Here is a 26,807-nt window from a genome sequence, read left to right on the forward strand (position 1 = left end):
GATGAGCAAGCGGCGGCCGCCGGAAGACGATGGCCAGCGCCTCTGGCGTCTGGTGGCCTCGACGGTGACGGGCCGCGCGCCCGAAAAGGCGCTGAAGATGCGCGACAAGGCCCGGATCCGCCCCGGCAAGGCCGATCTGCTGGCCCACGCCGCCGACGTCGAGCCGCCCACCCATCTGGCCTCGGTGGCCCCGCTGCGCATCGACCCGTCCGAGATCAAGGCGCTGAAGCCCAAGCCCGCGCCCAAGCCGCCCCCCGAGGGCATCGAGCCCAATCGCCGCCGCCGCATCGTCAAGGCCCACGACCCGATCGGGGCGCGGCTGGACATGCACGGCCTCGACCAGGACCAGGCCCGCGTCACGCTGGAGCGGTTCATCCGCCGCGCCTGGGACGAGGGCCACCGGGCGGTGCTGGTGATCACCGGCAAGGGCAAGGTCGGCCACGGCGTCCTGCGCCAGCGCACCCCCGAATGGCTGGCCGATCCGGCCCTGCGCGAGATGATCGCCGGGGTGTCGCCAGCGGATCAGCGGCACGGCGGCGAGGGGGCGCTCTACGTAGCGCTGAAGCTGAAGGGGTAGGGGCGCGAAATCCCCGCCCTTCGACAAGCTCAGGGTGAGGATTTCTACTGATCCTCGGCGCTTGAATTTTCCTCATCCCGAGCTTGTCGAAGGACGAGGAAACGCACTGCTACTTCGGCCGAGCCGCCTTCTCCGCATGCCCGGAGGTTCCCTCGCGGGCCTCGAGCTTCTCGGCCACGGCGTCGAGCGAGACGCCCGAGGCGGCCATCAGGGCCAGCCAGTGATAGAGCAGGTCGGCGCTTTCCGAAGCCAGGGCTTCGGGGCCCTGGGCGACGGCGGCGATGACCGTCTCGACGGCTTCCTCGCCCAGCTTCTTGGCGGCCAGGGCCGGATCGTTGAGCAGCTTGGCGGTGTAGGACGCGCCCGGGTCGCCGCCCTTGCGGCTTTCGACCGTGGCGGCCAGGCGCTCCAGGACCTCGAACAGGCGGCTCATGCGACCACCTTCACGGGATCCAGGCGCACCGGCACGCCGGCGGCGGCCATGGCGGCCTTGGCCTCGCCGATCGAGATCTCGCCGAAGTGGAAGATCGAGGCGGCCAGCACGGCGGCGGCATGGCCGTCGCGCGCGGCTTCGACCAGATGTTCGGTCTTGCCCGCGCCGCCCGAGGCGATCACCGGCACGTTGACCGCACCCGTCACCGCCTGGAGGAGGGGGATGTCGTAGCCGATCTTGGCGCCGTCGCGGTCCATCGAGGTCAGCAGGATCTCGCCCGCGCCGCGCTCGACCACCTTGGCGGCCCAGTCGACGACGTCGAGGCCGGTGTCCTTGCGGCCGCCATAGGTCCAGACGTTCCAGCCCGAGCCGTCGGGGCGGGCCTTGGCGTCGATGGCCACCACCACGCACTGCGCCCCGAAGGCGTCGGCGCCGGCGGCGATCAGGTCGGGGTTCTCGACGGCGGCGGTGTTGGTCGAGACCTTGTCGGCCCCGGCCAGCAGCAGGCGGCGCATGTCGGACACCTGGCGCACGCCGCCGCCCACCGAGACGGGCATGAAGCAGACCTCGGCGGTGCGCGAGATCACGTCCAGGATCAAGCCGCGACCCTCGCTGGAAGCGGTGATGTCGAGAAACATCAACTCGTCGGCGCCGGCCGCGTCGTAGGCGGCGGCCTGTTCGACCGGATCACCGGCGTCGCGCAGGTCGACGAAGTTGACGCCCTTGACGACCCGGCCGTCCTTGACGTCGAGGCAAGGGATGATCCGGGTCTTCAGCATCAGGCGGCCGCCGCGACCAGCGCTTCGGCCGGCTTGATCGTGCCGGCGTAGAGCGAGCGGCCCAGGATGGCCCCGGCGATCTCGACGCCCTTGCGCGCCTTCAGGCGCTCGATGTCGGCGACTGCCGCCACGCCACCGGAGGCGATGACCGGGATCGAGACGGCGTCGGCCAGTTCGCCCACGCCCTCGACATTGACGCCGGTCAGGGCGCCGTCGCGGCTGATGTCGGTGACGATCAGGGCGGCCACGCCCACGTCCTCGAAGCGCTTGCCAAGCGTGATGGCGTCGATGTCCGACAGGCCGGTCCAGCCGTCGATGGCGACCTTGCCGTCACGCACGTCGACGGCGACGGCGATCTGCTCGGGCCACAGGCGGGCGGCCTTACGGACCAGGTCCGGGTCATGGACGGCCACGGTGCCCAGGATGACGCGCGACACACCGGCCTCGATCCAGGCCTCGATGCCTTCGAGCGTGCGGATGCCGCCGCCCAGCTGCACCGGGATCGAGATCGATTCCAGGATCGACTGCACGGCGGCCGTGTTGACCGACTTGCCCTCGATGGCGCCGTTCAGGTCAACGACGTGCAGCCACGAGAAGCCGTCCTTGACGAAGCGCTGGGCCTGGTCTGCCGGGCTGTTGTTGAAGACCGTGGCCTTGTCCATGTCGCCGTGCAGCAGACGCACGCACTGGCCGTCCTTCAGGTCGATGGCGGGATAGAGGATCATGGGCGCCATTCCAGGAAGTTGGCGAGCAGGGTGAGCCCCGCGGCTTGTGATTTTTCGGGGTGGAATTGTACGCCCGCGACATTCCCCTTGGCCACCGCCGCGACGAACGCGCCGCCGTGGTCGCTGGTCGCCACGATGTCGGCCGGGTCGGCCGCGTCGAGCGCGAAGGAATTGGCGTAATACATGTGGGCGCCGTCCTCGATGCCCGTAAACAGGGCATGAGCGCGCGAAAAGGTGATCGCGTTCCAGCCCATGTGCGGGATGGTCAGCGAGGGATCGGACGGCTGAAGCTTCTTCACCTGGCCGCCGATCCAGTCGAGGCCCGGCGTGACGCCGAACTCGAGGCCTTCGGTGGCCAGCAGCTGGTGGCCGACGCAGATGCCCATGAACGGCGCGCCGCGCTGGTGCACGGCCTCGTTCATGGCCTCGTAGACACCCGAGGCGTCCAGGCCCGCGCGACACGAGGCGAAGGCGCCGACGCCGGGCAGGAACACCCGGTCGGCCTTGGCCACGATGGCGGGATCGGCGGTGACGACGATGTCGGCGGCGACGCCGCGACGGCGGGCGGCCTCGTTGAGGGCCTTCTCCGCCGATCGCAGGTTGCCCGACCCGTAGTCGATCAGGGCGAGGGTCTGCATGGTATGAGCCTTACAGCACGCCTTTGGTCGACGGCGCCTGGCCGCCGGTCTTCGGGTCGAACTCCACCGCCTGGCGCAGGGCGCGGGCCAGGGCCTTGAAGCCGCTTTCCGCCACGTGGTGGGTGTTGTCGCCGTAGAGCGTCTCGAGATGGATGCACGCGCCGCAGTTCATGGCGAAGGCGTGGTGGAACTCCTTGAAGAGCTCGGTGTCCATCTCGCCGACCTTGGGGCGCTTGAACTCGACCTTCCAGATCAGATAGGCGCGGTTCGACAGGTCGATGGCGCAGCGCGTCAGCGTCTCGTCCATCGGGATATAGGCGTGGCCGAAGCGCCGGATGCCCTTGAAGCCATCCAGCGCCTTGTTGATCGCCTGACCCAGCACGATCCCGGTGTCTTCCACCGTGTGGTGCATGTCGATGTGCAGGTCGCCCTTGGTCTCGATCTTCAGGTCGAAGCCGCCGTGGCGCGCGAAGCTCTCCAGCATATGGTCGTAGAAACCAATGCCGGTGGAGATCGTCGAGGCGCCGGTCCCGTCGAGATCGATCCAGACCCGGATCTGGGTCTCCTTCGTCTCGCGGACCACTTCAGCGGTGCGGGCCATGCTTCGTCCTTGAAGGTCCCTTGAGACCTTGGGGTGGTTAGAGTCCGTTCTGGGCGGCCAGGTCGCGCAGCTTGACCTGCGGACGCGGACCGTAGTGAGCGATGACCTCGGCGGCGGCCAGCGAGCCCAGCTTGCCGCAGTCGGCCAGCGAGCGCCCCTGGGAGAGGCCGTAGAGGAAACCTGCGGCGTATTGGTCGCCTGCGCCCGTCGTGTCCACGACTTTTTCCACGGGGAAGGCCGAGATTTCGTGGAAGTGCTCGCCGGAGGCGACCACCGAACCCTTTTCGCTTCGCGTGACGGCGGCGATCTCGACGCGCTTGGCCAGTTCCTTCACGGCCGCGTCGAAGTCGTCGGTCTGGAACAGGGCGCAGACTTCCGAGGCGTTGGCGAAGACGACGTCGCACTGGGTCTCGACGAAGCCCAGCAGCGCCTCGCGGTGACGATCGACGACGAAGCTGTCCGACAGGGTGATGGCGATCTTGCGACCGGCGCCGTGCGACAGGGCAGCGGCCTTGGCGAAGGCGCGGCGGGCTTCCAGCGGGTCGAACAGGTAGCCTTCGAGATAGGCGTACTGGGCGCCCTCGATGATGGCCTTGTCGACGTCGGCGGCGGTCAGCTCGACGCAGGCGCCCAGATAGGTCGACATGGTGCGCTGGGCGTCGGGGGTGACGTTGATCAGGCACTGGGCCGTGGCCGGGCCCTCGGCCAGGGGCGGGGTGGTGAAGACGCCGCCGATGGCGCGCATGTCGTGGGTGAACACCCGGCCCAGCTGGTCGTCGGCGACCTTGCCGATGAAGGCGGCCTTGCCGCCGAAGCTGGCCACGCCCGCCAGGGTGTTGGCCGCGCTGCCGCCCGAGGCCTCGATGCCGGCGGCCATGGCGTCGTACAGGCTGGCGGCGCGCGTCGTGTCGATCAGCGCCATCGAGCCCTTCACCAGTCCTTGGGCGTCCAGGAAGGCGTCGTCGCACTGGGCGATCACGTCGACGATGGCGTTGCCGATGGCGGCGACGTCGTAGAGGGCGGTCATGTCTGCTCTGTTCCGGGAAGATTGACCGACCGCAAGTAAAGGAAGGGGAGGGCCATGGCAACGTAGGCTTGGGCAACGCAGGCTTGGGCAACGCAGGCCTTGCCCCGCGCCCTGAGGCTTTCTAACCCTTGGCGCATGAGCATCATGCAGCCCGACGTCCTGATCCTGGTTCCCGCCGCCGACGAGCCGCGCTTCGCCCAGAGCTGGCCGCCGCTGTTCGAACGTCTGGCCACCCCGCTGCGGGCCCTGGGCCTCACCGTGGCCTCGCGCCCGTGGACCAATCCGGTCGAGGCCGGCGAGCAGGGGATCGTCCTGCCGTTGCTCTCCTGGGGCTATCACCACCGCGAGCCGGAGTGGTACGCGCGGCTCGACGCCCTGGAGGCGGCCGGCGTGCGCACCGCCAACCCGCCGGGCCTGCTGCGCTGGAACACCGCCAAGACCTATCTGTCCGAACTGGCCGCCAAGGGCGCGCCCGTGGTGCCGACCATCACGCTGGACAAGGTGACCCCCGAAGCGGTCGCCGAGGCGCGCGACCGCTTCCAGGTCGACCTGGTGGTGGCCAAGCCGCAGGTCTCGGGCGGCTCGCACCGTACGGTGAAGCTGGGCCGCGACCCCGACCTGACCGACGCCCCGACTGGCCCGGCCCTGATCCAGCCGTTCCTGCCGGCGGTGGGCGAGGAGGGCGAGCTGTCGCTGTTCTTCTTCGACGGCGCCTTCAGCCACGCGGTGACCAAGGTGGCCGTGCCAGGCGACTTCAGGGTGCAGCCGCAGTACGGCGGCAAGGTCTCGGAGATCGCGCCCGAGCCCGAGGCGCTGCACGCGGCCCACATGGTGCTGGACGCGCTGGACCAGCCGCTGACCTATGCCCGCATCGACCTGATCCGGGGCCTCGACCACACCCCGCAACTGATGGAACTTGAGATCATCGAGCCGGACCTCTTCCTCCAACACGCCCACGACCACGGCGCGGCCTTTGCGGCGGCGGTGAAGGCGGCGCTGTAAAGCGGGACCGACATTCGGCGATCGAGATGAAAACCTCGTCCTTCGACAAGCTCAGGATGAGGTTTTCTACTGTCGCCAGCCTGTAAATGGTCCTCATCCTGAGCTTGTCGAAGGACGAGGACCACGCACGATGCCGCCAGCAGCCGCCCCGTCGCATGCACCACCGCGGCAGGTCTGCGGGCGATGGCCGCCACCCTGAGGTCGCCTCGATTGCTTTTGGATTTTCGATAGAGGCGGCCTATATCGGATCCATGCTCCCGACCCTTCGCCAGATGCAGTACCTGAAGCTCCTGTCCGAGCACGGCTCGTTCAGTCGGGCGGCCGAGGCCTGCTACGTCACCCAGCCCACCTTGTCGGCCGGGATTCAGGAACTGGAGAAGATCCTCGGCGCGCCAGTGGTTGACCGCGCGCGCTCCGGCGTGATCCTGACCGCCGCGGGCCAGGAGGCGGTGCGCCGGGCGACCTCGATCCTGGCCCAGACCGAAGACCTGGTGCAGGCCGCGCGCGGCGCGGGCCAGCCGCTGGCCGGGCGCTTCCGCCTTGGGGTGATCCCGACCGTGGCGCCGTACCTGCTGCCGCGCGCCCTGCCGTTGCTGCGCGACCAGTTTCCGAAGCTGCGCCTCTTTCTGCGCGAAGACCTGACCCAGCGCCTGATCGCCTCGCTGAAGGCCGGCTCGCTGGACGCGGCCCTGATCGCCTTGCCCTACGACATGACGGGCCTGGACTGGGCCCACGTCGAGCACGACGAACTGCTGGCCGCCGCCCCCGCCAACCATCCGATGGCCATGCAGGACAGGGTCGACCCGGCCAGCCTCGACGGCCAGGACGTCATCCTGCTGGAGGACGGCCACTGCCTGCGCGACCACGCCCTGGCCGCCTGCGGGCTGGAGCCGCCCAAGGGCGTCGGCGACGAGGAGAGCTTCGCGGCGACCTCGCTGCCCACCCTGGTGCAGATGATCGGCTCGGGCCTGGGCGTGTCGTTCCTGCCGGCCATGGCCGTGCAGGCGGGCCTGGCCGAGAACGCGCCGGTGACGGTGCGGCCGCTCGCCACCGCCCAGTCCACCCGCGAGATCGTGGTCGCCTGGCGGGCCGGCTCCAGCCGCGCCGCCGAGGGCCGCCTGCTGGCCGAGACCCTGCGCGCGGCCTGAAGCGCCGCGCGATCATTCAATACCGGCGTTCTTTCGATCTGCGACCATTCTCCGTTCGGCGCGTTCTGGGCCGGGGATTGGAGGACATCGGATGAACGCGGCCAAGATGGCGGCCCTGCTGGGCGTGGCGACGATGGCGACGGGCTGCGTCAGCCTCTCACGCAGCGCCGCGGTCGACGACCTGCCGGCCGACTGGCGCGCCCAGGCCAGGATTTCCGACGTACGGCTGACGCGCGGCGAACTGAAGGTCACCGACGGCTTCGACACCCTGTTCAAGCAGCGGGTGCAGGCCAAGTTGGACGGCTGCGCCAAGGGCCAGCGGCCGCTGCGGCTGGAGGTGAAGCTCGACCGCTTCGACAAGGCCAATCCGGCCATGACCGCCCTGGTCGGCGGCGCCAACGTGCTGCGCAGCCAGGCCCGGCTGGTCGACGTGCGCACCGGCAAGACCGTCGGCGACTACGCCATCGGCAAGACCATCGTCGGCTCGCGCCTGGCCGTCATCAAGATGGGCGAGGCCGAGGAACAGCTCAGCGACGCCTTCGGCGAGGAGTTGTGCGCCCAGGCCTTTTCGGCCGCCGTCGCATCCCGATAGCATCAGATATATCTAAATAGCTCTTGACGCCGATCGGTTTCGATATATCTATAATTTCGATATAACGAAACTGCATCGAAAGAAGCACACATGTTTGGACGACATCATCACCATCACGGCCGCCACGGGGGTCATCACAGCCGCCATCCGTTCGGCTTCGACGGCCGCGAACACGGCGGCATGGGCGGACGGGGCTTCGGCCGCGGCGGCCCGCGCGGCCGTTTCTTCGACCACGGCGACCTGCGCCTGGTCGTGCTGAAGCTGATCGCCGACAAGCCCAGCCACGGCTACGAACTGATCAAGGCGGTCGAGACCGCGGCCGGCGGCGCCTACAGCCCCAGCCCTGGCGTGATCTATCCGACCCTGACCCTGCTGGAGGAGCTCGGCTACGTCGCCGCGACCGACGCCGGCGGCGGCAAGAAGCTCTACACGATCACCGACGAGGGCCAGGCCTTCCTGGAAGCCAACGCCCAGCCGGTGAACGGCCTGTTCGAGCGCATGGCCGAGGCCGCCTCGCGCAGCGCCGCCTTCGCGCCGCAGATCCTGCGAGCCCGCGAAAACCTGAAGACGGCCCTGCGGTTGAAACTGCACGCCGGAAGCCTAAGCTCCGAGCAGATCGCCGCCATCGCCAAGGCTTTGGACGACGCCGCAACGCAGATCGAAGCTGTCTGAACCGGGCCGGAACAGAGGAGCACATCTCATGCAGAGCCACGCCCGCCTCGTCACCGACAAGGCCGCCCGCTACATGACCCAGCTGGCCAAGCACTGGGGCCACAAGTTCGAGGTCGAGCTGACCGAGACCACGGCCGTCTTCCCGCTACCGCTGGGCCCGTGCCGGATGACCGCCGACGCCGAAGGCCTGGACATGACCGTCGAGGCCGAGGATTTGGAGTCCCTGGCCAAGCTGGAGCAGGTGGTCGCCGACCACATCCTGCGCTTCGCCTTCCGCGAGAACGTCGAGAAGCTGAACTGGACCCGCGCCCGCGAGGCCGGTCACATCGACCCGCCCAAGGCGCGCGGCGGCCTGGGGCTGGGGGTTTAAGCCCCGCCGCCCTCCCCATCGCCCCTGCGTGGTCCTCGTCCTTCGACAAGCTCAGGATGAGGACCAGGGCAAGGCTTCGGACTGCGGAAAACCTCACCCTGAGCCTGTCGAAGGGCGAGGTTTCGCCCCTAGGTCGGCCCCAACCCTGACAACAGCTTGGCCAGCAACCCACTGAGCGCCTGCTGCTCGCCGGCGTCCAGCGAGGCCAGCAGCGCCCGCTCGTTGTCGATGTGCAGGGGCAGGATCTTGTCCAGCAGCCCCCTGCCCTCCTCCGTCAGCGCCACCAGCGTGCCGCGACGGTCGCTGGGATGCGGGCGGCGCCCGACCAGGCCCATCTTCTCCAGCCGGTCGATCCGCGCGGTCATGCCGCCGGACGAGACCATGGCCGTCTCATAGAGGTCGGTCGGGGTCAGGGCGTAGGGCTCCCCTGCCCGGCGCAAGGTGGCCAGCACGTCGAACTCGCCGCGCTGCAGGCCATGGGCGGCGAACAGCGGCGCCAGCCTCTCCTTGAGCACGATCTCGGCCACCTCGCAGAGGCGACCGACCAGCTCCATCGGGAATGGATCCAGGTCCGGCCGCTCGCGCCGCCACTGGACCGAGGCCGCACCTGCGCGGTCATGACGCTTGGCTTTCGCCGTCATCGGATATATCTCGCCGTCAAGATACTTTCCAACGAGATATATCGTGGTCCTCGCCTACGAAGAAGACGCCAAGGCGCGTAAAAGCGCGTCTGCCTCCACCCGTGCCGCCCAAAGCGGCGCCCTGCTCACCATCGCGGCGATCGTCGTGGCGGCGCTGAACCTGCGCCCGGCCCTGGCCGCGCTGGGCCCCGTGCTCGACCAGGTGAAGGCCGCCACCGGCGCATCTTCGGCGGCTGCAGGCTTGCTCACGACCTTGCCGATCCTGCTGATGGGCCTGGGCGCCCTCCTGGCCGCGCCGCTGCGCCGGGCCCTGGGCGAGCGCATGGGCGTGGCCATCGGCCTCCTGGCCATCGCCATCGCCTGCGGCCTGCGGGCGCTCTGGCCAAGCACCACCGGCCTCTTCGCCAGCGCCGCCATGGTCGGGGTCGGCGTCGCGGCCGTGCAGGCCCTGATGCCCGGCTTCATCAAGCGGACCACCGGCGAGGGCGCGCCGCGGATGATGGGCCTCTACACTACCGGGATCATGGCCGGCGCGGCCGTGGCCGCCGCCATGGCCACGGGCGTCACCCGCCTGGCCGGCTGGCAGGCGATGTTCGGCCTGTGGGCCCTGCCCGCCGTGCTGGCTCTGGCGTTGTGGCTGCGCGCCGCCAAGCGCGAGGAGGCCGCACCGGCCGGCGGCCCGGTCGCCCTGCGCCGACCGTCGGTGTGGAAGAGCCCCCGCGCCTGGCTGCTGCTGACCTTCTTCGGCATCGGCACCGGCGCCTATACCCTGGTGCTGGCCTGGTTTCCGCCGTTCTACGCCAGCCGGGGCCTGACCGCCGACCAGGCCGGCTATGCCCTGTCGGCCCTGACCGTCTGCGAAGTGCTGGCGGGCCTTGCGGTCTCGGCCGCCATCGCCCGTCGCCCCGACCGCCGCCCGCTGCTGGCGGCGGCCCTGGCCTCGCTGCTGGCCGGCATCGCCTGCCTGCTGCTGGCCCCCTGGCTGGTGCTGCCGACCGTCTGCCTGCTGGGCGCGGGCATCGGCGCGATCTTCCCGCTGTCGCTGATCGTCACGCTGGACCACGCCAGCGACCCGGAAAGCGCCGGCGACCTGATGGCCTTCGTCCAGGGCGGCGGCTACGTCATGGCCAGCGTCATGCCGTTCTTCGCCGGCTGGGTGCGTGACGCCTCGTCCGACCTGTCGGCCGCCTGGCTGCTGATGGCGGCGGGCGTCGTGGCGATGATGGCGATGACCGCCCGCTTCAAGCCGGGCGCGCGGGTCTGAGGCTCAATGCGTGATCCTCGTCCTTCGACAAGCTCAGGATGAGGATCATTGCGGGCGTTCGGTGGAAACTTGTCGAAGGGCGAGGTTTCGGTCCCAACGCCTCAGAACAGCCCCAGTGACGGACAGAGGTCGGCGATCTTGCAGATCTCGCACTTGGGCTTGCGGGCGATGCAGATGTAGCGGCCGTGCAGGATCAGCCAGTGGTGGGCGCGGGTCTGGTAGGGCCCGGGCACCACGCGCATCAGGTCGTCCTCGACCGCGTCCGGCGTCTTGCCGGCCGACAGCTTCAAGCGATGCGAGACCCGGAACACGTGGGTGTCGACGGCGATGGCCGGCTCGACGTCCAACTCGTTCAGCACCACGCTGGCGGTCTTGCGGCCCACGCCCGGCAGGCTTTCCAGGGCCTCGCGGTTCAACGGCACCTGGCCGCCGTAGCGGTCCATCAGGATGTGAGCCGAGGCGATGACGTTCTTGGCCTTGGTGCGGAAGAGGCCGATCGAGGCGATGTAGGAGATCAGGCCGTCCTCGCCCAACTCCAGCATCTTCTCGGCGCTGTCGGCGACCTGGAACAGCGGGCCGGTGGCCTTGTTGACCTGCACGTCGGTGGCCTGGGCCGACAGGGCCACGGCGGTGACCAACTCGTAGGGGTTGGAGTAGTTCAGCTCGGTCTTGGGACGCAGTTCGAGGCTCTCGAAGCGCTCGAACAGGATGCGCACGCGTTCGCGCTCGGCGGCGGTGATCCGCTTGCCGGCGGGGCGTTTCTTGACGAGGGATTTGCTGGCGGCCATCGGCGCGACCATGCCGTGATGCGGCCTGCTCGCCAAGGCGGCGCGAGGGGCGTAGACCTTTGGCATGGCCGCCGCGCTCTACATGGACGCCGTGATCCGCCCCAACCGGTCGCTGAGCCGCGCCGGCATGGGCCTGGTGCTGGGCGTGGCGATCGCCTTCAACCTGATGGTCGCGGTTTTCCTGCTGGTGGTCGGCGCGCCGCCGGTGCTGCCGTTCCTGGGGTTGGACGTCCTGGCGTTGTGGCTGGCCCTGCGCGCCAGCAACCGCGCCCTGTCTCGCTCCGAACGGGTAAAGGTCACGGCCGAGGCGATCACCGTCAGCCGCGAAGACGACAAGGGCGCTCGGGTGGTCTGGACCTCGCCGACGGCTTTCACCCGCGTAGACCTCGACCAGCCGGGCGAGCACGAGAGCCGCGTGCGACTCTTCATGTCTCGCCGCCGCCTGACCCTGGCCCGGGCGCTCAGCCCCGAGGAGCGCGTGGCCTTCGCTCGCGCCCTGGAACGGGCGATCAAGGCGGCGCGGGCCGAGCGCTACGCCTGAGCCAGGACGGGCAGCGCAAGAACCGGGCGGACGCACTGCCCTGCCCGGCGTAGAGTGCGCCGATGGCCCTCGATCTCGTCCAGTCCGAACCTTCCGCGTCCGAAATCCTCGCGCGCCTGGCAGAGCGCTCGGCCGACTATCATCGCATGGCCACGGCCCTCGACTGGCTGGCCCAGCGCTGGATGGAGCGGCCGTCACTGGACGAGGCCGCCGACGCCGTTGGCCTGTCGCCGTTCCACTTCCAGCGGATCTTCACCCGCTGGGCAGGCGTGAGCCCCAAGACCTTCGTGGCCGCCATCGCCCACGCCGAGGCCCGCCGCTCGCTGGAGGCCGGGGCCAGCGTGCTGGACGCGGCCTATGATGCGGGCCTGTCGGGACCCTCGCGGCTGCACGACCTGTTCATCGCCCAGGAGGCGGCCACCCCGGGCGAGGTGCGCCGGCGCGGGGCGGGCATGACCCTGCGCTGGGGCTGGGCTCCCACCCCGTTCGGGCGAGGACTGTTCGTTCTGGCCGAGCGAGGCCTGGCGGGCCTGGCCTTCTCCGACGGCGACGACGACTTCAGCTTCGCCGACATGCACCGCCGCTGGCCCGGCGCGGAATGGGTGCGCGACGACATGGCCGCCCAGGACACCGCGCTGAAGGCCTTCGGCGCCGGCGAAGGCCCCCTCCCCGTGGTGCTAATCGGCTCGCCCTACCAGGTGCAGGTGTGGAAGGCGCTGTTGCGGATCCCGGCCGGAGGCACGGCGACCTACGGCCAGGTCGCCGCCTGGGCCGGCAAGCCCAAGGCCTTCCAGGCCACCGGCGGCGCCATCGGCGCCAACCCGATCTCGCTGCTGATCCCCTGCCACCGGGCCATCGCCAAGGACGGCCGCCTCACCGGCTACCACTGGGGCCTGGCCCGCAAGGCCGCGATCCTGGGCCTGGAAGCGGTGGCCACGCGCGAGGTGGCGTAAGCATCGCTTACGCTTCAGAACAAAAAGGGAACATACGTCCGAACTCGACGTCGCGTCAGGCCACGCTGATCCGTGACCGCGATGCGGGGTGAGTGACGGGTGGAGCGAATGGAACCGGAGGTTTTGAAGGAACTGGCCGTGGTGCTGTCGGCGGCGGCGGGGGTGCTGACCGCGCTGGCGGGCCTGGTATGGGCGTTCAGGCGGCGGCCCTGAGGGCCGCCGCCTTGTCGGGCTCAGGCCGTACCGAGGAAGTCGCGCTTGCCCAGCACGACACCGTTCTCGCGCAGGATCGCGTAGGCGGTGGAGAGGTGGAAATAGAAGTTCGGCATGGCTTGAGCGGTCAGGTAGTCGAGGGCGTTGTGCTCGGTGGTTTCGCCGCGACGGGTCAGGGCCACGGTGCGGTCCTCGGCGCCGTCGAAGGCGGCCGGGTCCAGGCCCTCGACATAGGCGATGGCGCGCGCGACCCGAGCCGACAGGTCGGCGAAGCTGGTCTCGACGTCGTCCCAGGCCGGAACCTCGACGCCAGCGAGGCGCGCGCTGGCGCCCTTGGCGAAATCGGTGGCGATCTGCACCTGGCGGATCAGCGGGAACATGTCGGGATAGAGCCGGGCCTTCAGCAGCGCCTCGGGGTCGAGCTTGCGCTCTTCGACATGGGCGGCGGCCTTGGCCAGCACGCCCGACAGGCCCTTCAGCCCCTGGACGAAGACGGGAACGCTGACGCGGTGGGCGGTGATGGTCATGAGAGCTCCGGTGAGGCTTGGGCGCTGGATGTAGGGTGGTTCGGCGGCAAGCGCAGCCCTGTGGTGTTGCGAACCTCCCCTTGTGGGGGAGGCGATCGCGTCAGCGATCAGTGGGGGGATGGCTTTCGGATGTTGCGGAAGCTGAGAACGGCCCATCTTCCGTAAAATCCCCGCGAAAGCGGGGACCTAGGCTTTTTCTGAAACCCACGGCGCTCGACGATAAAACACCTGGGTCCCCGCTTTCGCTGGGATTTTACGGGTGGGGTGTGGGCGGCCAGCGTTGCGGCAGCTGAGAACGTCCCCCCTCCGGCCCTCCGGGCCACCTCCCCCAGAGGGGGAGGATCTTTCAGGCCGCCTCGGCCCCGTCGTAGCGCGCCCGGGCCTCGCGGATCGCGCCGTGATGTTCCACGGCCCAGGCGATCAGCGCGTTCAGCGGCGTCTGCAGCGACATGCCCAGCGGCGAAAGGCTGTATTCGACGCTCGGCGGCTTGGTGGGGAACACCTCACGCTCGATCAGGCCGTCGCGCTGCAGGTCGCGCAGGGTCTGGGTCAGCATGCGCTGGGAGATGTCGGGCACGGCGCGGCGCAGGGCCCCGAACCGCTTGGGGCCGATGAACAGCAGCGACAGGATCAGCGTGCTCCACTTGTCGCCCAGGTGGTCGACGACGTCGCGCACCGGGCAATCGGCGCTGGTGAAGCCCTGGCCGCGCCAGCCGTCCATCGCCTCGCACATCGCTTCTGGCGAAAGGGCAGGTGGTTCCTTCAAGGTGCCTATCTCCCGGAAAACTGCCGTCTTTACGGCGCACGATCGGTCTCACATCTACACTTGGTCTCGAAAAGAGACCAGCAAAGGACGCCTGCGATGACCGCCCAACCCTTCCTCAACGACCGCCTTCTGGTGACCGGCGCCGGAGGCCAACTGGGCCGCCGCGTAGTCGAACTGCTGCTGGAGGCCGGCGCCCCGCACGTGATCGCCACCACCCGCGATCCCTCCAAGCTGGCCGACCTGGCCGCCAGGGGCGTGGAGGTGCGCGCCGCCGACTTCGACGATCCGGCCTCGCTGGACACCGCCTTCGCGGGCGTGGACCGCCTGCTGCTGGTCAGCACCGACGCGCTGGACAAGCCCGGCCGCCGCATCGCCCAGCACCGCGCCGCCGTCGCTGCGGCCGCAAAGGCCGGCATCAAGCACATCGCCTACACCTCGGCCCCCGGCGTGCGTCCGCAAGCCCAGGGCCTAGACGACCACTTCTGGACCGAGGCGGCGATCTTCGCCGAGGCCTCGCTCGACTGGACCATCCTGCGCCACCACCTCTATGCCGAGACGATCCTGATGGGCGCGGGCCAGGCCCTGGCCAGCGGGACCCTCTACACCGCCACGGCCGGCAAGGGCCGCGCCTATGTCGCGCGCGAGGACTGCGCCCGCGCCGATGTCGCCGCCCTGCTGGGCGCGCAAGGCCGCCAGGTCCTCGAGGTGACGGGCCCCGAGGCGGTCACCCAGGACCAGTTGGCCGCCCTGCTGGCGCAGGTTTCGGGCAAGCCGGTGACCCACCAGGACATCCCGCTGGACGCCCTGCGCGCGGGCCTGGCCAGCGCCGGCCTGCCGCCGGCCTATGTGGATCTGCTGGCCGTCTTCGACCACGACACCGCCGAGGGCCGCCACGCCGTGCTCACCGACACGGTCGAAAGCCTGACCGGCAAGGCGCCGACCTCGGTCGCGACCTTCCTGGCGAGCCAGAAGGCGGCGCTGGCCTAGAGAACAAGCGGAACGGTCTGCGGCGTCGCGGGGTTTCTAGCGGGTCCAATTCCACTCCCCCAGAAGGAGGAAGACCCATGAAAGTCAGCGACGCCATGACCAGCCAGGTCTCGGTCGCCCGTCCCGGCGACAGCATCCGCAAGGTCGCCGAGGTGATGGCCAAGATCGACAGCGGCGTGGTGCCGGTGGTCGACAACGGCAAGGTGCTGGGCCTGGTCACCGACCGCGACATCGTGCTGCGCGTGGTGGCCGAAGGCCGCAGCTTCGACAGCCCCGTCTCCGAAGTGATGAGCGACGGCGAGGTGCTGTCGGTCAAGGAAGACGACATCCTGGCCGACGCCACCGCCAAGATGGCCAACAACCAGGTCCGCCGCCTGGTGGTGCTCAACGAGAGCGGAAACCTTACCGGCATCCTGTCGCTCGGCGACGTGGCCAAGGACTACGGCGCCAAGCAGGTCGGCAAGACACTGGAAGAGATCTCGCAGGAGACCGGCGAGGCGGCGCACTAAAAGGCGGCAGCGGGCAAACCCGCTACCGCCTAAGTTCCTGCTTTCAGGCCTTATTCGTAGAAGAAGACCGGCGAGGCATTCGAGGCCTTCATGAGGTCGATGCCGTGGGTGCAGTCGGCGCGGTTCTTGTAGCTCTCGCTGCTGACAGCGATCGCTTCCGCGTTCTTCGCGAAGTAGGTCCAACGCCATTCACCTTTGGCGTCTTTACGTTGAATGTAGCAGGGGTAGGTAACGGTCGCCATTTTGAATGCGTCCTTAGGCGCAGGGTCAAAGGAGACGGCTTGACACGTATGGCTCCAAGACAGATCGTCTTGGCGTCGTAGCCAACGTTTCCCGATGCCGCCAAAAGGTCCGGGAACCGCCTTGACGCAGAAGCCGCTTGGGGTGCCACCCGGGCGGCTTCGACGTTTCAGCGTCATGTGCAGATGAGACCTCTCAATTTTTGAGTCGTCAATAGGTCAGCACTACATATGGGGCCACCACCACAAGCACCCACCCATTAGTAGAGGCTTGAGGCGCATCAGTTAGGCGAAACCCTCTCGACCTCATGATAAGATTTCGCCTGTTGAGTCTGTTTAGACTCAAGACAATTTCACGCAGCAAAATGAACGGACGAAATCGAAAACAATTTTTTATCTATGCTTCAGTAGGCCGCCCTTATGCTTGATGCGCCAAGGCTCACGCGGCCGGGAGAGGTTGCTCTCTAAACAATTTAGTTTCAATCGAAACAATCTTGGGCTTCACGCCGAGCAAACGAAAAAGGGCGGCTCCTTTCGGGGCCGCCCTTCGTCGTTTTGGTGATCGCGGAAACGATTAGACCAGCGACGGGTCGATGGCCTTGCAGGCTTCCATCAGGCCCTGAACCGACTCCACCGACTTGGCGAACATCGCCTTCTCGGCGTCGTTGGTTTCGAACTCGACGATCTTCTCGGCGCCGGCGGCGCCGATGACGACCGGCACGCCGACGTACAGGCCCGACAGGCCGTACTCGCCGTTCAGGAAGGTGGCGCACGGCAGGACGCGCTTCTTGTCCTTCAGGTAGCTGGTGGCCATGGCGATGGCGCTTTCAGCCGGGGCGTAGAAGGCCGAGCCGGTCTTCAGCAGGGCGACGATCTCGCCGCCGCCCTTGCGGGTGCGCTCGACGATGGCGTCCAGTTCTTCCTGGGTCAGGAAGCCGGCCTTCACGGCGTCCGGCAGCGGCAGGCCGCCGACGGTCGAGTGACGGACCATCGGGACCATGTCGTCGCCGTGACCGCCCAGGGTCCAGGCGTGGATGTCTTCGACCGACACGCCGGTCTTTTCGGCCAGGAAGTAGGCGAAGCGGGCCGAGTCCAGGACGCCGGCCATGCCGATGACCTTTTCCTTCGGCAGGCCCGAGAACTGCTGCAGGGCCCAGACCATCGCGTCGAGCGGGTTGGTGATGCAGATGACGAAGGCGTTCGGGGCGTGGGCCTTGATGCCTTCGCCGACGGCCTTCATGACCTTCAGGTTGATGCCCAGCAGGTCGTCGCGGCTCATGCCCGGCTTGCGCGGCACGCCGGCGGTCACGATGCAGACGTCGGCGCCGGCGATGTCGGCGTAGTCGTTGGCGCCCTTCAGGGCCACGTCCTTGCCGAACACGGCCGAGGCTTCGGCGATGTCGAGCGCCTTGCCCTGCGGGGTGCCTTCGGCGATGTCGAACAGGATCACGTCGCCCAGCTCTTCGCGAGCGGCGATGTGGGCCAGGGTGCCGCCGATCATGCCGGCGCCGATAAGGGCGATCTTCGCGCGAGCCATGGGGTCTCCATCAGGCTGTGGACAGGAAATGTCGGGGCGCGGTCTACGCCCCTCGCGGCTCAGTCTCAAGCCCCCTTTCCCGTTTCGCTGCGCTGCGGCAAAACGATCACAACAAACACAAGGAGAGGCGCCGTGAGCAAGACCGATCCTGGACGCTTTTTCGAGGACTTCCGGCCCGGCCAGGTGCTGGTTCACGCCACGCCGCGCACGGTGACCGCCGGCGACGTCGCGCTGTATACGGCGCTTTACGGACCGCGGTTTTCCCTCTTCTCGTCAGACGAATTCGCGCGCGCCAGCGGCCTGGCCGCCGCCCCGGTCGACCCGCTGGTCGCCTTCCATGTCGTGTTCGGCAAGACCGTGCCCGACATCAGCCTGAACGCGGTGGCCAACCTGGGCTACGCCGAGGGCCGCTTCCTGGCCCCGGTGTTTCCGGGCGACACCCTGGCGGCGACGTCGGAGGTGATCGGGGTCAAGGAGAACTCGAACGGCAGGACCGGGGTCGTCTACGTCCGCACCACCGGGACCAACCAACGCGGCGAGGCGGTGCTGAGTTACGTGCGCTGGGTCATGGTGCGAAAGCGCGACCCGGCGGCCGTGGTCGAGGCCCAGTCGGTTCCGGACCTGGCCAAGGCGGTCTCGCCCGAGGATCTGGTCGTTCCGCCAGGCCTGGATTTCTCACGCTACGACTGGGCGCTGGCCGGGGCGGCTCACGCCTTTGAGGACTATGCGGTCGGCGAGAAGATCGACCATGTCGACGGCATGGCGGTGGAAGAGGCCGAACACCAGATGGCCACCCGCCTGTGGCAGAACACCGCCAAGGTGCACTTCAACCAGTTCGAACGCGCCAAGGACCCGTCGGGCCGGCGCCTCGTCTATGGCGGGGTGGTGATCTCGACAGCCAAGGCCCTGTCGTTCAACGGGCTGCAGAACGCCGGCCTGGTCCTGGGGATCAACGGCGGCCGGCACGTGGCGCCGTTCTTCGCCGGCTCGACGGTGTTCGCCTGGAGCGAGGTGCTCGACAAGGCGGACCTGCCTGGGTCTGGGGGAGCGCTCGGCGCCCTGCGGTTACGGCTGGTTGCCACCAAGGACAGGCCGTGTACGGATTTCCCCGACAAGGACGCCGAAGGGACCTACGATCCGGCGGTGATCCTGGATTTCGACTACTGGGCGGGGGTCCCCAAGCGTGGCTGATTTTTCTCTGCATCCGGCCTTTCCGGCCAGCTCCCACGCGATCGGCGAGCTGGAGCTCTGCCACGTTCGCCTGCACGACGACGCCCGCTATCCGTGGCTGGTGCTGATCCCGCGCGCCGACGGCCTGGTCGAGATCGAGGACCTGTCGCCGGAGGGCCGCACGGCCCTGACCGAGGAAGCCGTCGCCGCCGGCGCGGCCGTGCGGGCCGTCGCCAAGGTGCTGGGCCTGGCGGTCGACAAGCTGAACCTCGGGGCCCTGGGCAACGTCACACCGCAACTGCACGTCCACGTGCTGGGCCGCCGCGCCGGCGATCCGGCCTGGCCGGGCCCGGTGTGGGGCCACAGCGCAGGCGTCCCCTATCCCGAGGACGTGCGCGCCGCCGCGATCGCCGCGGCGCGGGAGGCGCTGGGGCTCTAGGCTGCGAAAACCTCGCCCTTCGACGAGCTCAGGGTGAGGTTTACGACTGCACGGTCGATCCCTTGATCCTCTTCCTGAGCTTGTCGAAGGACGAGGATCACGCGCTGCGCTAGCCCAGCAATGTCGCCGCGCCGAGGCCGGCGGCGAAGGCCAGGGCGGCCGCCGCCGCGCCAGCCAGCACCCCGGGCCACACGGCGCGCTTTTCCACGATCACCGTCGGCGGCGCCGGCGGCTGTTCGGCGTAGCGGGCCATGGCTTTGAGGGCGCGCAGGGCCTCGTCGGCCAGTTCCTTCATCCGGGCCACCGGCGACAGCTCGCGGGCGATCCAGCGGCGGACGACGGGGTCGGAGGCGGCCCACAGGTCGTGGGTCGGATCGATGCGGCGGGCCACGCCCTCGACCGTCACCATGGTCTTCTGCAGCAGGACGAGCTCGGGCCGCAGGGCCATCTCGAACAGGGCGGTGATCTCGAACAGCTGCGCGAGCAGCTTGCCCATCGACACCTGGCGGGCGTCGCGTCCGAACACGGGCTCGCCGACGGCGCGCAGGGCCTGGGCGAAGGCGTCCATGTCCTGGTGGGCGGGCACATAGCCGGCGTCGAAGTGGATCTTGGCCACCCGCACGTAGTCGCGGCTGAGGAACCCGTAGAGGATCTCGGCCAGGTACTTGCGCTCGGCCGGGCCCAGCCGCCCGACGATGCCGTAGTCGACGGCGGTGATGGCGGCAGGCGCGCTGACGAACAGGTTGCCCTCGTGCAGGTCGGCGTGGAACAGGCCGTGGTCCAGGGCCTGGGCCAGGAAGCCGCGCGTGACGTTGTCGGCCAGGGCCTTGCGATCGAGGCCTTCCTGCTCCAGCGCCTTGGGATCCGACAGCGGCACGCCCGGCGCCCAGGCCAGGGTCAGCACCCGCTTGCCGACGCCGTCCCACACCACCGCAGGGGCGCGCATGTGGGTGTCCAGCGCCATGGCCTCGCCCAGCTCGGCGCAGCCGGCGGCCTCGAAGCGCAGGTCCATCTCCAGGTCGAGCGCGCGGATGACCACCTCGACGAACTCGCGCGGACGCAGGCGGCGGGCGGCGGGAACCAGGCGATGGGCGAGATCCGCGGCCAGGCGCAGGGTGGCGCTATCCTCGGCCACGCGGCGCTCGATGCCGGGACGCAGCACCTTCACGGCCACCTTGGCGCCGTCGTGCAGGGTCGCCTCGTGGGCCTGGGCCAGCGAGGCCGCGCCCACGGGTTCGCCGAAGCTGGCGTAGAGGCTGTCGATCGGCCGGGCCAGGCTGCGCTCGACCTCGGCCCGCGCGATCGCGGTCGGGAACGGCGGCAGACGGTCCTTCAGGTGCGACAGGTCCTCGGCGAAGGTCGCGCCGAAGATGTCGGCCCGGGTCGACAGGAACTGGCCCATCTTGATGGCGACGGGGCCCAAGCCCTCCAGCGCGCGGGCCAGGCGTTCGCCCGGACGACCCTTACGGGTCTTGCCGCCGGCGAACAGGCGCAGGAACCGGCCGGCCAGCCGCGCCGACGGCGGCAGCAGCGGCTCGACCTCTTTCGGAACCAGGGCGTCGGCGCGCACCAGGCGCCAGCCGGCGCCGATCAGGCGGAGAAATGCGGCGGTTCGGCTCATGCGGCCGAGACTGCGACGGAGGAAGAGGTCATCGATCTTGGTCCGAAATCCCGCCCTTCGACAGGCTCAGGGTGAGGATTTCTACTGAAGCGGCTTGCCAGTCGCCCTCATCCTGAGCTTGTCGAAGGACGAGGGCGGTCCCGTCGACGATGGATGGGCTTGTCGAGCTCAGAGCGCCCAGCCCTGGTGCAGGGCCGCCACGCCGCCGGTGAAGTTGGTGTAGGTGGCCCGCTTGAAGCCGGCGGCCTCGATCATCGACAGGAAGGTCTTCTGGTCGGGGAAGCGGCGGATGCTCTCGACCAGGTACTGATAGGCGTCGCGGTCCTTGGCGACCCATTCGCCGACCTGCGGGATGACCTTGAAGCTGTAGGCGTCATAGGCTTTCGCGAGCGCCTCGGTGGCCGGGCGCGAGAACTCCAGGCACAGGAAGCGGCCGCCGGGCTTGAGCACGCGGCGGGCTTCGCGCAGGGCCGCATCGATGTCGGTGACGTTGCGGATGCCAAACGAGATCACATAGGCGTCGGCATAGGCGTCGGGCAGCGGCAAGCGTTGGGCGTCGCCGACCGTCCAGGTGATCTCGGGCTCGCCGCCCTTCTCGATCCCGGCCATGATCATTTCGGCGTTGTAGTCGACGATGTTGATGGTCGCGTCCGGACCGCCGCGGCGCTGCTGCGCGTTGCGGGCCATCTTGGCGAAGCGGCGAGCCATGTCGCCGGTGCCGCCGGCGCAGTCGATGATGATCTCGCCCGGCTGCGGGTTGAGGCGGGCGGCGACCGCGTCCTTCCAGAGCCGGTGCACGCCGCCGCTCATCAGGTCGTTCATCAGGTCGTAGTTCTTGGCCACGCGGTCGAAGACCCCGCGCACCAGGCCCGCCTTCAGGGCGGGATCGACGTCCTTGAATCCGAAAGTGGCGGAGGGCTTGCTCATGACGTCTACGGGTCGGGCTCTCTATATGATCTTCGCCTATTAGACCGCGTCTCGCGCCGCGTCATCGTTTTAAGGGGTCTTCCTTGCCCGAACTGCCCGAAGTCGAGACCGTCCGCCGCGGACTCGAGCCCGTCCTGTCCGGCGCGCGCCTTTCCCGCGTGCGCGCCAACCGCCCCGACCTGCGCTTTCCCCTGCCCGACGGCTTCGTCCAGCGGCTGACCGGCGCGAGGATCCTGCGGCTGGAGCGACGCGCCAAATATCTGCTGGCGCCGCTGGATCGCGGCGACACCCTGGTGATGCATCTGGGCATGACCGGCAGGTTCGAGATCGCAGCCCCGGAGGGCGCCGTGAGACCCGGCGACTTCGCCCGCGAGGTCAAGCCGGACGACAAGCACGCCCACGTCGTGTTCGAGACCGAAGAGGGCGCGACCATCACCTATTACGACCCCCGCCGCTTCGGCTTCATGGACCTGATCGCCACCGACCGCGTCGATCGCCATCCGTGGTTTGCGACCATGGGCCCGGAACCGCTGAGCGACGCCTTCGACGCCAAGACCCTGGTCAAGGCCTTCGGCGGCCGCAAGCAGGGGCCCAAGACCCTGCTGCTGGACCAGAAGACCGTGGCGGGCCTGGGCAACATCTATGTCTGCGAGGCCCTGCATCGCTCGGGCATCTCGCCGTTCAAGCCGTCGGGCCAGATCGCCGGCAAGCGGCTAGGCCCGCTGACCGCCGCCATCAAGGAGGTGCTGGCCGAGGCCGTCGAGGTCGGCGGATCGTCGCTGAAGGACTTCGCCGCCGCCGACGGGGCGCTGGGCTATTTCCAGCACCGGTTCCGGGTCTACGACCGCGAGGGCGAGCCCTGCCCCACGCTTGGCTGCAAGGGCGTGATCGCCCGCGAGGTCCAGGCCGGGCGCTCAACCTTTTTCTGCCCCGTTTGTCAGAAATGACCCTGGCCGCGCCTTCTCCAGCTTGAGGCGCGGCTTTTTCGGTTTGGCGTGATGTTCCGTTCCCTCCTCGTCGCCCTGGCCATGCTGCTGGCCGCGCCCGCCCTCACCGCGCCCGCTTTGGCCGCGCCGCCGGTGTGGACGGTGCGCGACGCGGATTCCGAGATCGTGCTGTTCGGCTCGATGCACGTCCTGCCCAAGGATCTCGACTGGAAGCCGCCGGCGCTGGACGCCGCCCTCTCCCAGGCCGACGACCTGTGGTTCGAGGTTCCGATGGACGCGGCCGCCGACCGTCGGATGCAGGACCTGGCCGGCGCCTATGGCCTGTTGCCGCCCGGCCAGACCCTGACTTCGCGGCTCAAGCCCCGCGCCGCCGCCCGCCTGCGCAAGCTGGCCGGCCGCCTGGACGTGCCGATGAGCGAACTGGAGCGCCTCAAGCCGTGGATGGCCGAGGTGCGGCTGACCACGGCCGCCTTCGCCCAGGACCGCGGCCTGGCCGAGGGCGGGGTCGAGCGGCGGCTGCAGGCGGCCGCGCCGCCCAAGGTCGTGCGCAAGGCCTTCGAGACCCCCGACGAGCAGATGGCGCTGTTCGCCGGCGCGACGGAGGCCGACCAGGTGAGAACCCTCAACGCCACCATTAGGCAGCTGGAAAAAGACCCCGGCGCCTACCGCCGGCTGGTGGCCGCCTGGTCGCAGGGCGATCAGAAGGCGCTGGAGCGCGCCGTGGTCGGCGGAATGCGGAAATCTTCGCCCGCCCTCTATCGTCGGTTCATCGTCGAGCGTAACGCACGGTGGATGGACGCCCTGCAAGCGCGCCTGGCCGGCTCTGGCCGGACGGTGGTGGTGGTGGGCGCGGGGCACCTTCTTGGTCCCGACGGCCTTCCGGCCCGCCTGCGCGCGCTGGGCTACGATGTCGAAGGGCCGCGCTAGACGGCCGAACTGAACACGAGGAACCAAGCGCAGATGGCCTTTGAGACCCTGATCGTCGAACGCCCCACGGCCGCGCCCGGCGTGGCCCTGATCCGCCTGAACCGGCCCGAGGCCCTGAACGCCCTCAACAGCGTGCTGCTGAGCGAACTGGGTCAGGCCCTGGCCCAGGCCCAGGGCGACGACACGGTCGGCTGCATCGTGCTGACCGGCTCGCCCAAGGCCTTCGCCGCCGGGGCCGACATCAAGGAGATGTCGGACAAGTCCTATGCCGACATGTTCAAGGCCGACTTCTTCACGGCCCAGGCCCGCGCCATCGAGACGGTGCGCAAGCCGATCATCGCCGCGGTGTCCGGCTACGCCCTGGGCGGCGGCTGCGAACTGGCGATGATGTGCGACTTCATCCTGGCCGCCGACACCGCCAAGTTCGGCCAGCCGGAGATCAATCTGGGCGTCGCGCCCGGTATCGGCGGCACCCAGCGCCTGACGCGCCTGGTGGGCAAGTCCAAGGCCATGGACATGATCCTGACCGGCCGGATGATGGACGCCGAGGAAGCCGAACGCGCGGGCCTGGTCTCGCGCATCTTCCCCGCCGACCAGCTGGTCGACGAGGCCGTGAAGGTCGCCGCCAGGATCGCCTCCCAGTCGCCCCTGGCCACGGCCATGAACAAGGAACTGGTCAACGCCGCCTACGAGACCACCCTGACCGCGGGCGTGGCTCTGGAGCGCCGGCTGTTCCACTCGCTGTTCGCCTTCGACGACCAGAAGGAAGGGATGGCCGCCTTCGTCGAGAAGCGCAAACCCGCGTTCAAGGGGTCGTGATCCCCGGCCGGCCTGGTTCAGCCCCGGGCCGGCGAAGATTCCCATTGTGGATGGATTGACCGGTCGACGGCCTTCCCGTATATCCGCGCGCTCTTGATTTCACCTGCTTCGCGGCCGCCCGCGCGGCCGTCCGTTTGAAGGTCCTATCCATGGCCAATAATCCCGGCGCCAAGAAAGCGATCCGCAAGATCGCCCGTCGCACCGAAGTGAACACCGCTCGCCGCTCGCGCGTGCGCACCTTCCTGCGCAAGTTCGAAGACGCCATCACCAAGGGCGACGTCGCCGTCGCCAAGGCCGCCTTCATCGAGGCTCAATCGGAGCTGATGCGCGCCGTTTCGAAGGGCGTCGTCCACCCGAACACGGGTTCGCGCAAGGTGTCGCGCCTGGCCGCCCGTCTGAAGAAGCTGGATAAGGCCGCCGCCTAAGTCCAGATCGCGAACGAACACCGTTCGTTCAGCGAAATCAAAGACTTGTAGAAGCCGATCGAGGCAACTCGGTCGGCTTTTGCTTTGCCTACGTACTCCTTTACCTGCCCCCCGGCTCGTCGAACGAAAGTCTTCAAAACGGCTTTCCCTTGACGGGCGAGGCGGTGTCGCGAGTCAACAGAAATATCCGCGATCGGACGCAAGTTTTCCGTTTGACCGGCCCGGGCCGGTGGCTAGTTTAAAGGTCTCAGCGCTCTCCCAGTCTTGTGACGACAGCGGCGGCGGCGGACACCATGCGTTCGCCGGTTAAGCCCCTGTGTGTCCTCAATAAATGCGGGGGGAGAGTTTCTGAGTTCGGTCGTGCGCCATGGGGGGCTTGCGACCGGCAATCTGTAATTGTGTGTATGCAGGCGCGAGGCGGTGAACTGATGTCGATCAAGGTCGGGGCGGCCAGTCATGAATTGTCGGCGGCGTATGCCGCCGTCACGCGCGAGCCTGCCGGCATCGTGTGGAACAAAGTCTGCGTCTCCCTGAAGCGCGAGCTGGGCGACGCCGCCTTCGGTTCGTGGATCGCGCCCGCGGTGCTGCGCGAGACGCAAGGCGGCGACGTCGTGCTCGTCACCCCCACCGGCATCGCGCGCGACTGGATCCGTCGCAGCGCCTGGCGCCGCATCGGCGAGCTGTGGACCGCCGGCGACGCCGTCGGCCGCCGCCTGGACCTGAAGTCGCGCCTCGAATTCGAAGCCTCGGCCGACGCCGCCTCGGCCACCACCGGCTCCGTCTATGTCGAGGCCAAGCCGCAGCCGATCGAGATCGTGCTGCCGGTCTCCAGCGACGTTCCCGCCGCCGCCGCCCCGGTCGCCGGCAAGACCTCGCCCATCCAGGGCCTGCAGGAACGCTTCACCTTCGACAGCTTCGTTCCGGGCCCCGCCAACGAGTTCGCCCACGCCGTGGCGCGCCGCGTCGCCAGCTGGGCCGACGGCCACTTCAACCCGGTGCTGTTCCACGGCCCCTACGGCTTCGGCAAGACGCACCTGCTGAACGCCCTGGCCTGGGAGGCCATGCGCGCCGCCCCGAACAAGCGCGTGGTCTACCTGACCGCCGAGCGCTTCCTGTCGACCTTCGTCCGCGCGGTCATGGATCGCCAGACCACGGCCTTCAAGGACGAGCTGCGCGGCGCCGACCTCCTGATCATCGACGACGTGCACTTCATCGCCGGCAAGCAGTCGAGCCAGGAAGAGCTGTTCCACACCCTGACCGCCCTCGTCGAGGACGGCCGCCGGGTGGTGTTCTCGGCCGACCGGCCGCCCTCGGCCATGACCGAGATGGACGCGCGCCTGCGCTCGCACCTGTCGGCGGGCCTGGTCTGCGGCATGGAGCCGGCCGACCGCTCGCTGCGCCTGGGCATCCTGGAGCGCAAGATCGAGGCGCTGGGCCGCGCCCAGGGCTTCGTCGGGACGGTCCGTCCGGAAGTGCTGCAATTCCTGGCCGACCGCTTCACCGACAGCGTCCGCGAGCTGGAAGGGGCGCTCAACACCCTGACCGCCCGGGCCGGCGAGCGCCTGTCGCGCCTGTCGCTCGACGAGGTCCAGGCGATCCTGCGCCCGCACCTGCGCGGCGGCGAGAAGCGGATCACCATCGACGACATCCAGAAGGCGACGTCCGAGCACTACGGCATGAAGCAGGCCGACCTGCTCAGCGAGCGCCGCAACCGCGCCATCGCCCGTCCGCGCCAGGCGGCCATGTGGCTGGCCAAGCAGCTGACCACCCGTTCACTGCCGGATATCGGCCGTCGCTTCGGCGGTCGCGACCACACCACCGTCCTGCACGCCGTGCGCCGCATCGAGGCCCTGCGCCAGGACGACGCCGTGCTCAGCCAGGACCTGGAGACCATCACCCGCAAGCTGCGCGGCTGATCGAGTTTCCCAAGTCGACCGAAGGGGCCGCTCCGCAAGGGGCGGCCCTTTTCGTTTGATCCTCCCCCTCTGGGGGAGGTGGCCCGA

32 protein-coding genes are annotated in these 26,807 nt (G+C 68.9%); 18 read left to right on the forward strand and 14 right to left on the reverse strand.

What is annotated here, in order from left to right; all coding sequences use genetic code 11:
* Position 1 precedes the first annotated feature (1 nt).
* Complete coding sequence (locus ACODR1_RS21375) at positions 2–577, forward strand: Smr/MutS family protein (protein WP_488882232.1); 576 nt, start codon at positions 2–4, stop codon at positions 575–577.
* 109 nt (positions 578–686) lie between these two features.
* Here the strand turns inward: ACODR1_RS21375 and ACODR1_RS21380 are convergent, their stop codons facing one another.
* From ACODR1_RS21380 to ACODR1_RS21405, 6 genes are read right to left on the reverse strand one after another with little or no spacing between them, the layout of a single operon-like run.
* The gene (locus tag ACODR1_RS21380) at positions 687–1,010 is read right to left on the reverse strand and encodes a phosphoribosyl-ATP diphosphatase (protein ID WP_488882233.1); all 324 of its coding nucleotides are present in this window, start codon (positions 1,008–1,010) and stop codon (positions 687–689) included.
* The gene (hisF, locus tag ACODR1_RS21385; protein WP_488882234.1) at positions 1,007–1,789 is read right to left on the reverse strand and encodes an imidazole glycerol phosphate synthase subunit HisF; all 783 of its coding nucleotides are present in this window, start codon (positions 1,787–1,789) and stop codon (positions 1,007–1,009) included. The genes ACODR1_RS21380 and hisF overlap by 4 nt, the downstream gene beginning before the upstream one ends.
* Positions 1,789–2,523, reverse strand: coding sequence for a 1-(5-phosphoribosyl)-5-[(5-phosphoribosylamino)methylideneamino]imidazole-4-carboxamide isomerase (hisA, locus tag ACODR1_RS21390; protein ID WP_165832324.1), 735 nt, complete (start codon positions 2,521–2,523; stop codon positions 1,789–1,791). Before hisA ends, hisF begins: the two co-directional genes overlap by 1 nt.
* Positions 2,511–3,152, reverse strand: coding sequence for an imidazole glycerol phosphate synthase subunit HisH (hisH, locus tag ACODR1_RS21395; RefSeq protein ID WP_488882235.1), 642 nt, complete (start codon positions 3,150–3,152; stop codon positions 2,511–2,513). The genes hisA and hisH overlap by 13 nt, the downstream gene beginning before the upstream one ends.
* Before the next feature lie 10 nt (positions 3,153–3,162).
* Positions 3,163–3,753 (reverse strand): imidazoleglycerol-phosphate dehydratase HisB, encoded by a 591-nt coding sequence (gene hisB, locus ACODR1_RS21400; RefSeq protein ID WP_101713144.1) that lies wholly within the window; start codon positions 3,751–3,753, stop codon positions 3,163–3,165.
* A gap of 37 nt (positions 3,754–3,790) precedes the next feature.
* Complete coding sequence (locus ACODR1_RS21405; protein ID WP_488882236.1) at positions 3,791–4,780, reverse strand: adenosine kinase; 990 nt, start codon at positions 4,778–4,780, stop codon at positions 3,791–3,793.
* A gap of 144 nt (positions 4,781–4,924) precedes the next feature.
* Between ACODR1_RS21405 and ACODR1_RS21410 the strand changes: the two genes are divergently transcribed.
* From ACODR1_RS21410 to ACODR1_RS21430, 5 genes are all read left to right on the forward strand, one after another.
* The gene (locus ACODR1_RS21410; RefSeq protein ID WP_488882237.1) at positions 4,925–5,782 is read left to right on the forward strand and encodes an ATP-grasp domain-containing protein; all 858 of its coding nucleotides are present in this window, start codon (positions 4,925–4,927) and stop codon (positions 5,780–5,782) included.
* A gap of 251 nt (positions 5,783–6,033) precedes the next feature.
* Positions 6,034–6,930: a hydrogen peroxide-inducible genes activator gene (locus ACODR1_RS21415; RefSeq protein WP_101720453.1), complete on the forward strand. Its 897-nt coding sequence runs from the start codon at positions 6,034–6,036 to the stop codon at positions 6,928–6,930.
* A 91-nt stretch (positions 6,931–7,021) separates the two neighbouring features.
* Positions 7,022–7,522, forward strand: a complete 501-nt coding sequence (locus ACODR1_RS21420; protein ID WP_488882238.1) for a hypothetical protein — start codon at positions 7,022–7,024, stop codon at positions 7,520–7,522.
* Between the two features lie 90 nt (positions 7,523–7,612).
* Complete coding sequence (locus ACODR1_RS21425; protein WP_488882239.1) at positions 7,613–8,194, forward strand: PadR family transcriptional regulator; 582 nt, start codon at positions 7,613–7,615, stop codon at positions 8,192–8,194.
* A gap of 28 nt (positions 8,195–8,222) precedes the next feature.
* Positions 8,223–8,564 carry a DUF2218 domain-containing protein gene (locus tag ACODR1_RS21430; RefSeq protein ID WP_488882240.1) on the forward strand — a complete coding sequence of 114 codons (342 nt, stop codon included), beginning with the start codon at positions 8,223–8,225 and terminating at the stop codon, positions 8,562–8,564.
* Positions 8,565–8,692: 128 nt separating this feature from the next.
* Here the strand turns inward: ACODR1_RS21430 and ACODR1_RS21435 are convergent, their stop codons facing one another.
* Positions 8,693–9,205: a MarR family winged helix-turn-helix transcriptional regulator gene (locus ACODR1_RS21435; protein WP_488882241.1), complete on the reverse strand. Its 513-nt coding sequence runs from the start codon at positions 9,203–9,205 to the stop codon at positions 8,693–8,695.
* A gap of 43 nt (positions 9,206–9,248) precedes the next feature.
* On the opposite strand from ACODR1_RS21435, the gene ACODR1_RS21440 reads away from it, so the two are divergent.
* Positions 9,249–10,469: an MFS transporter gene (locus ACODR1_RS21440; RefSeq protein WP_488882242.1), complete on the forward strand. Its 1,221-nt coding sequence runs from the start codon at positions 9,249–9,251 to the stop codon at positions 10,467–10,469.
* Positions 10,470–10,570: 101 nt separating this feature from the next.
* Here the strand turns inward: ACODR1_RS21440 and nth are convergent, their stop codons facing one another.
* Positions 10,571–11,269, reverse strand: a complete 699-nt coding sequence (gene nth, locus ACODR1_RS21445; protein WP_488882262.1) for an endonuclease III — start codon at positions 11,267–11,269, stop codon at positions 10,571–10,573.
* A gap of 52 nt (positions 11,270–11,321) precedes the next feature.
* Between nth and ACODR1_RS21450 the strand changes: the two genes are divergently transcribed.
* The gene (locus ACODR1_RS21450) at positions 11,322–11,798 is read left to right on the forward strand and encodes a DUF2244 domain-containing protein (protein ID WP_488882243.1); all 477 of its coding nucleotides are present in this window, start codon (positions 11,322–11,324) and stop codon (positions 11,796–11,798) included.
* Between the two features lie 62 nt (positions 11,799–11,860).
* The gene (locus ACODR1_RS21455; protein WP_488882244.1) at positions 11,861–12,751 is read left to right on the forward strand and encodes a methylated-DNA--[protein]-cysteine S-methyltransferase; all 891 of its coding nucleotides are present in this window, start codon (positions 11,861–11,863) and stop codon (positions 12,749–12,751) included.
* 233 nt (positions 12,752–12,984) lie between these two features.
* On the opposite strand, the gene ACODR1_RS21460 is transcribed toward ACODR1_RS21455, so the two are convergent.
* Both ACODR1_RS21460 and ACODR1_RS21465 read right to left on the reverse strand, forming a co-directional pair.
* Complete coding sequence (locus ACODR1_RS21460) at positions 12,985–13,491, reverse strand: DUF1993 domain-containing protein (RefSeq protein ID WP_488882245.1); 507 nt, start codon at positions 13,489–13,491, stop codon at positions 12,985–12,987.
* A 346-nt stretch (positions 13,492–13,837) separates the two neighbouring features.
* Positions 13,838–14,257 (reverse strand): winged helix-turn-helix transcriptional regulator, encoded by a 420-nt coding sequence (locus tag ACODR1_RS21465; protein ID WP_488882246.1) that lies wholly within the window; start codon positions 14,255–14,257, stop codon positions 13,838–13,840.
* A 96-nt stretch (positions 14,258–14,353) separates the two neighbouring features.
* On the opposite strand from ACODR1_RS21465, the gene ACODR1_RS21470 reads away from it, so the two are divergent.
* Positions 14,354–15,244: an SDR family oxidoreductase gene (locus ACODR1_RS21470; protein WP_488882247.1), complete on the forward strand. Its 891-nt coding sequence runs from the start codon at positions 14,354–14,356 to the stop codon at positions 15,242–15,244.
* Positions 15,245–15,321: 77 nt separating this feature from the next.
* A complete protein-coding gene (locus tag ACODR1_RS21475; RefSeq protein WP_488882248.1) occupies positions 15,322–15,753 on the forward strand; it encodes a CBS domain-containing protein in 432 nt (143 codons plus the stop codon).
* Positions 15,754–15,803: 50 nt separating this feature from the next.
* Here ACODR1_RS21475 and ACODR1_RS21480 read toward each other — a convergent pair whose 3' ends face one another.
* Positions 15,804–16,172, reverse strand: coding sequence for a YegP family protein (locus ACODR1_RS21480; RefSeq protein WP_488882249.1), 369 nt, complete (start codon positions 16,170–16,172; stop codon positions 15,804–15,806).
* Positions 16,173–16,566: 394 nt separating this feature from the next.
* Complete coding sequence (gene mdh, locus ACODR1_RS21485; RefSeq protein WP_101720443.1) at positions 16,567–17,529, reverse strand: malate dehydrogenase; 963 nt, start codon at positions 17,527–17,529, stop codon at positions 16,567–16,569.
* Positions 17,530–17,661: 132 nt separating this feature from the next.
* On the opposite strand from mdh, the gene ACODR1_RS21490 reads away from it, so the two are divergent.
* Both ACODR1_RS21490 and ACODR1_RS21495 read left to right on the forward strand, forming a co-directional pair.
* Complete coding sequence (locus ACODR1_RS21490; protein WP_488882250.1) at positions 17,662–18,720, forward strand: MaoC family dehydratase; 1,059 nt, start codon at positions 17,662–17,664, stop codon at positions 18,718–18,720.
* Positions 18,713–19,138, forward strand: coding sequence for an HIT domain-containing protein (locus tag ACODR1_RS21495; RefSeq protein WP_488882251.1), 426 nt, complete (start codon positions 18,713–18,715; stop codon positions 19,136–19,138). Before ACODR1_RS21490 ends, ACODR1_RS21495 begins: the two co-directional genes overlap by 8 nt.
* A 109-nt stretch (positions 19,139–19,247) precedes the next feature.
* Here ACODR1_RS21495 and ubiB read toward each other — a convergent pair whose 3' ends face one another.
* Together ubiB and ACODR1_RS21505 are read right to left on the reverse strand one after the other, a co-directional pair.
* On the reverse strand, positions 19,248–20,759 hold the full coding sequence (ubiB, locus tag ACODR1_RS21500) for a 2-polyprenylphenol 6-hydroxylase (RefSeq protein ID WP_488882252.1): 1,512 nt from the start codon (positions 20,757–20,759) through the stop codon (positions 19,248–19,250).
* 168 nt (positions 20,760–20,927) lie between these two features.
* Positions 20,928–21,686: a class I SAM-dependent methyltransferase gene (locus ACODR1_RS21505; RefSeq protein ID WP_110118383.1), complete on the reverse strand. Its 759-nt coding sequence runs from the start codon at positions 21,684–21,686 to the stop codon at positions 20,928–20,930.
* An 83-nt stretch (positions 21,687–21,769) separates the two neighbouring features.
* Between ACODR1_RS21505 and mutM the strand changes: the two genes are divergently transcribed.
* The 5 genes from mutM (at position 21,770) to dnaA (ending at position 26,720) form a co-directional block, all read left to right on the forward strand.
* Positions 21,770–22,633 carry a bifunctional DNA-formamidopyrimidine glycosylase/DNA-(apurinic or apyrimidinic site) lyase gene (gene mutM, locus ACODR1_RS21510; RefSeq protein ID WP_488882253.1) on the forward strand — a complete coding sequence of 288 codons (864 nt, stop codon included), beginning with the start codon at positions 21,770–21,772 and terminating at the stop codon, positions 22,631–22,633.
* Between the two features lie 51 nt (positions 22,634–22,684).
* A complete protein-coding gene (locus ACODR1_RS21515) occupies positions 22,685–23,560 on the forward strand; it encodes a TraB/GumN family protein (RefSeq protein ID WP_488882254.1) in 876 nt (291 codons plus the stop codon).
* Between the two features lie 33 nt (positions 23,561–23,593).
* On the forward strand, positions 23,594–24,379 hold the full coding sequence (locus ACODR1_RS21520; RefSeq protein ID WP_488882255.1) for an enoyl-CoA hydratase: 786 nt from the start codon (positions 23,594–23,596) through the stop codon (positions 24,377–24,379).
* Between the two features lie 149 nt (positions 24,380–24,528).
* The gene (gene rpsT, locus ACODR1_RS21525) at positions 24,529–24,804 is read left to right on the forward strand and encodes a 30S ribosomal protein S20 (RefSeq protein WP_488882256.1); all 276 of its coding nucleotides are present in this window, start codon (positions 24,529–24,531) and stop codon (positions 24,802–24,804) included.
* Between the two features lie 428 nt (positions 24,805–25,232).
* Positions 25,233–26,720 carry a chromosomal replication initiator protein DnaA gene (gene dnaA / locus ACODR1_RS21530; protein WP_488882257.1) on the forward strand — a complete coding sequence of 496 codons (1,488 nt, stop codon included), beginning with the start codon at positions 25,233–25,235 and terminating at the stop codon, positions 26,718–26,720.
* Positions 26,721–26,807 lie beyond the last annotated feature (87 nt).

The organism is Caulobacter sp. FG7, from assembly GCF_057808875.1.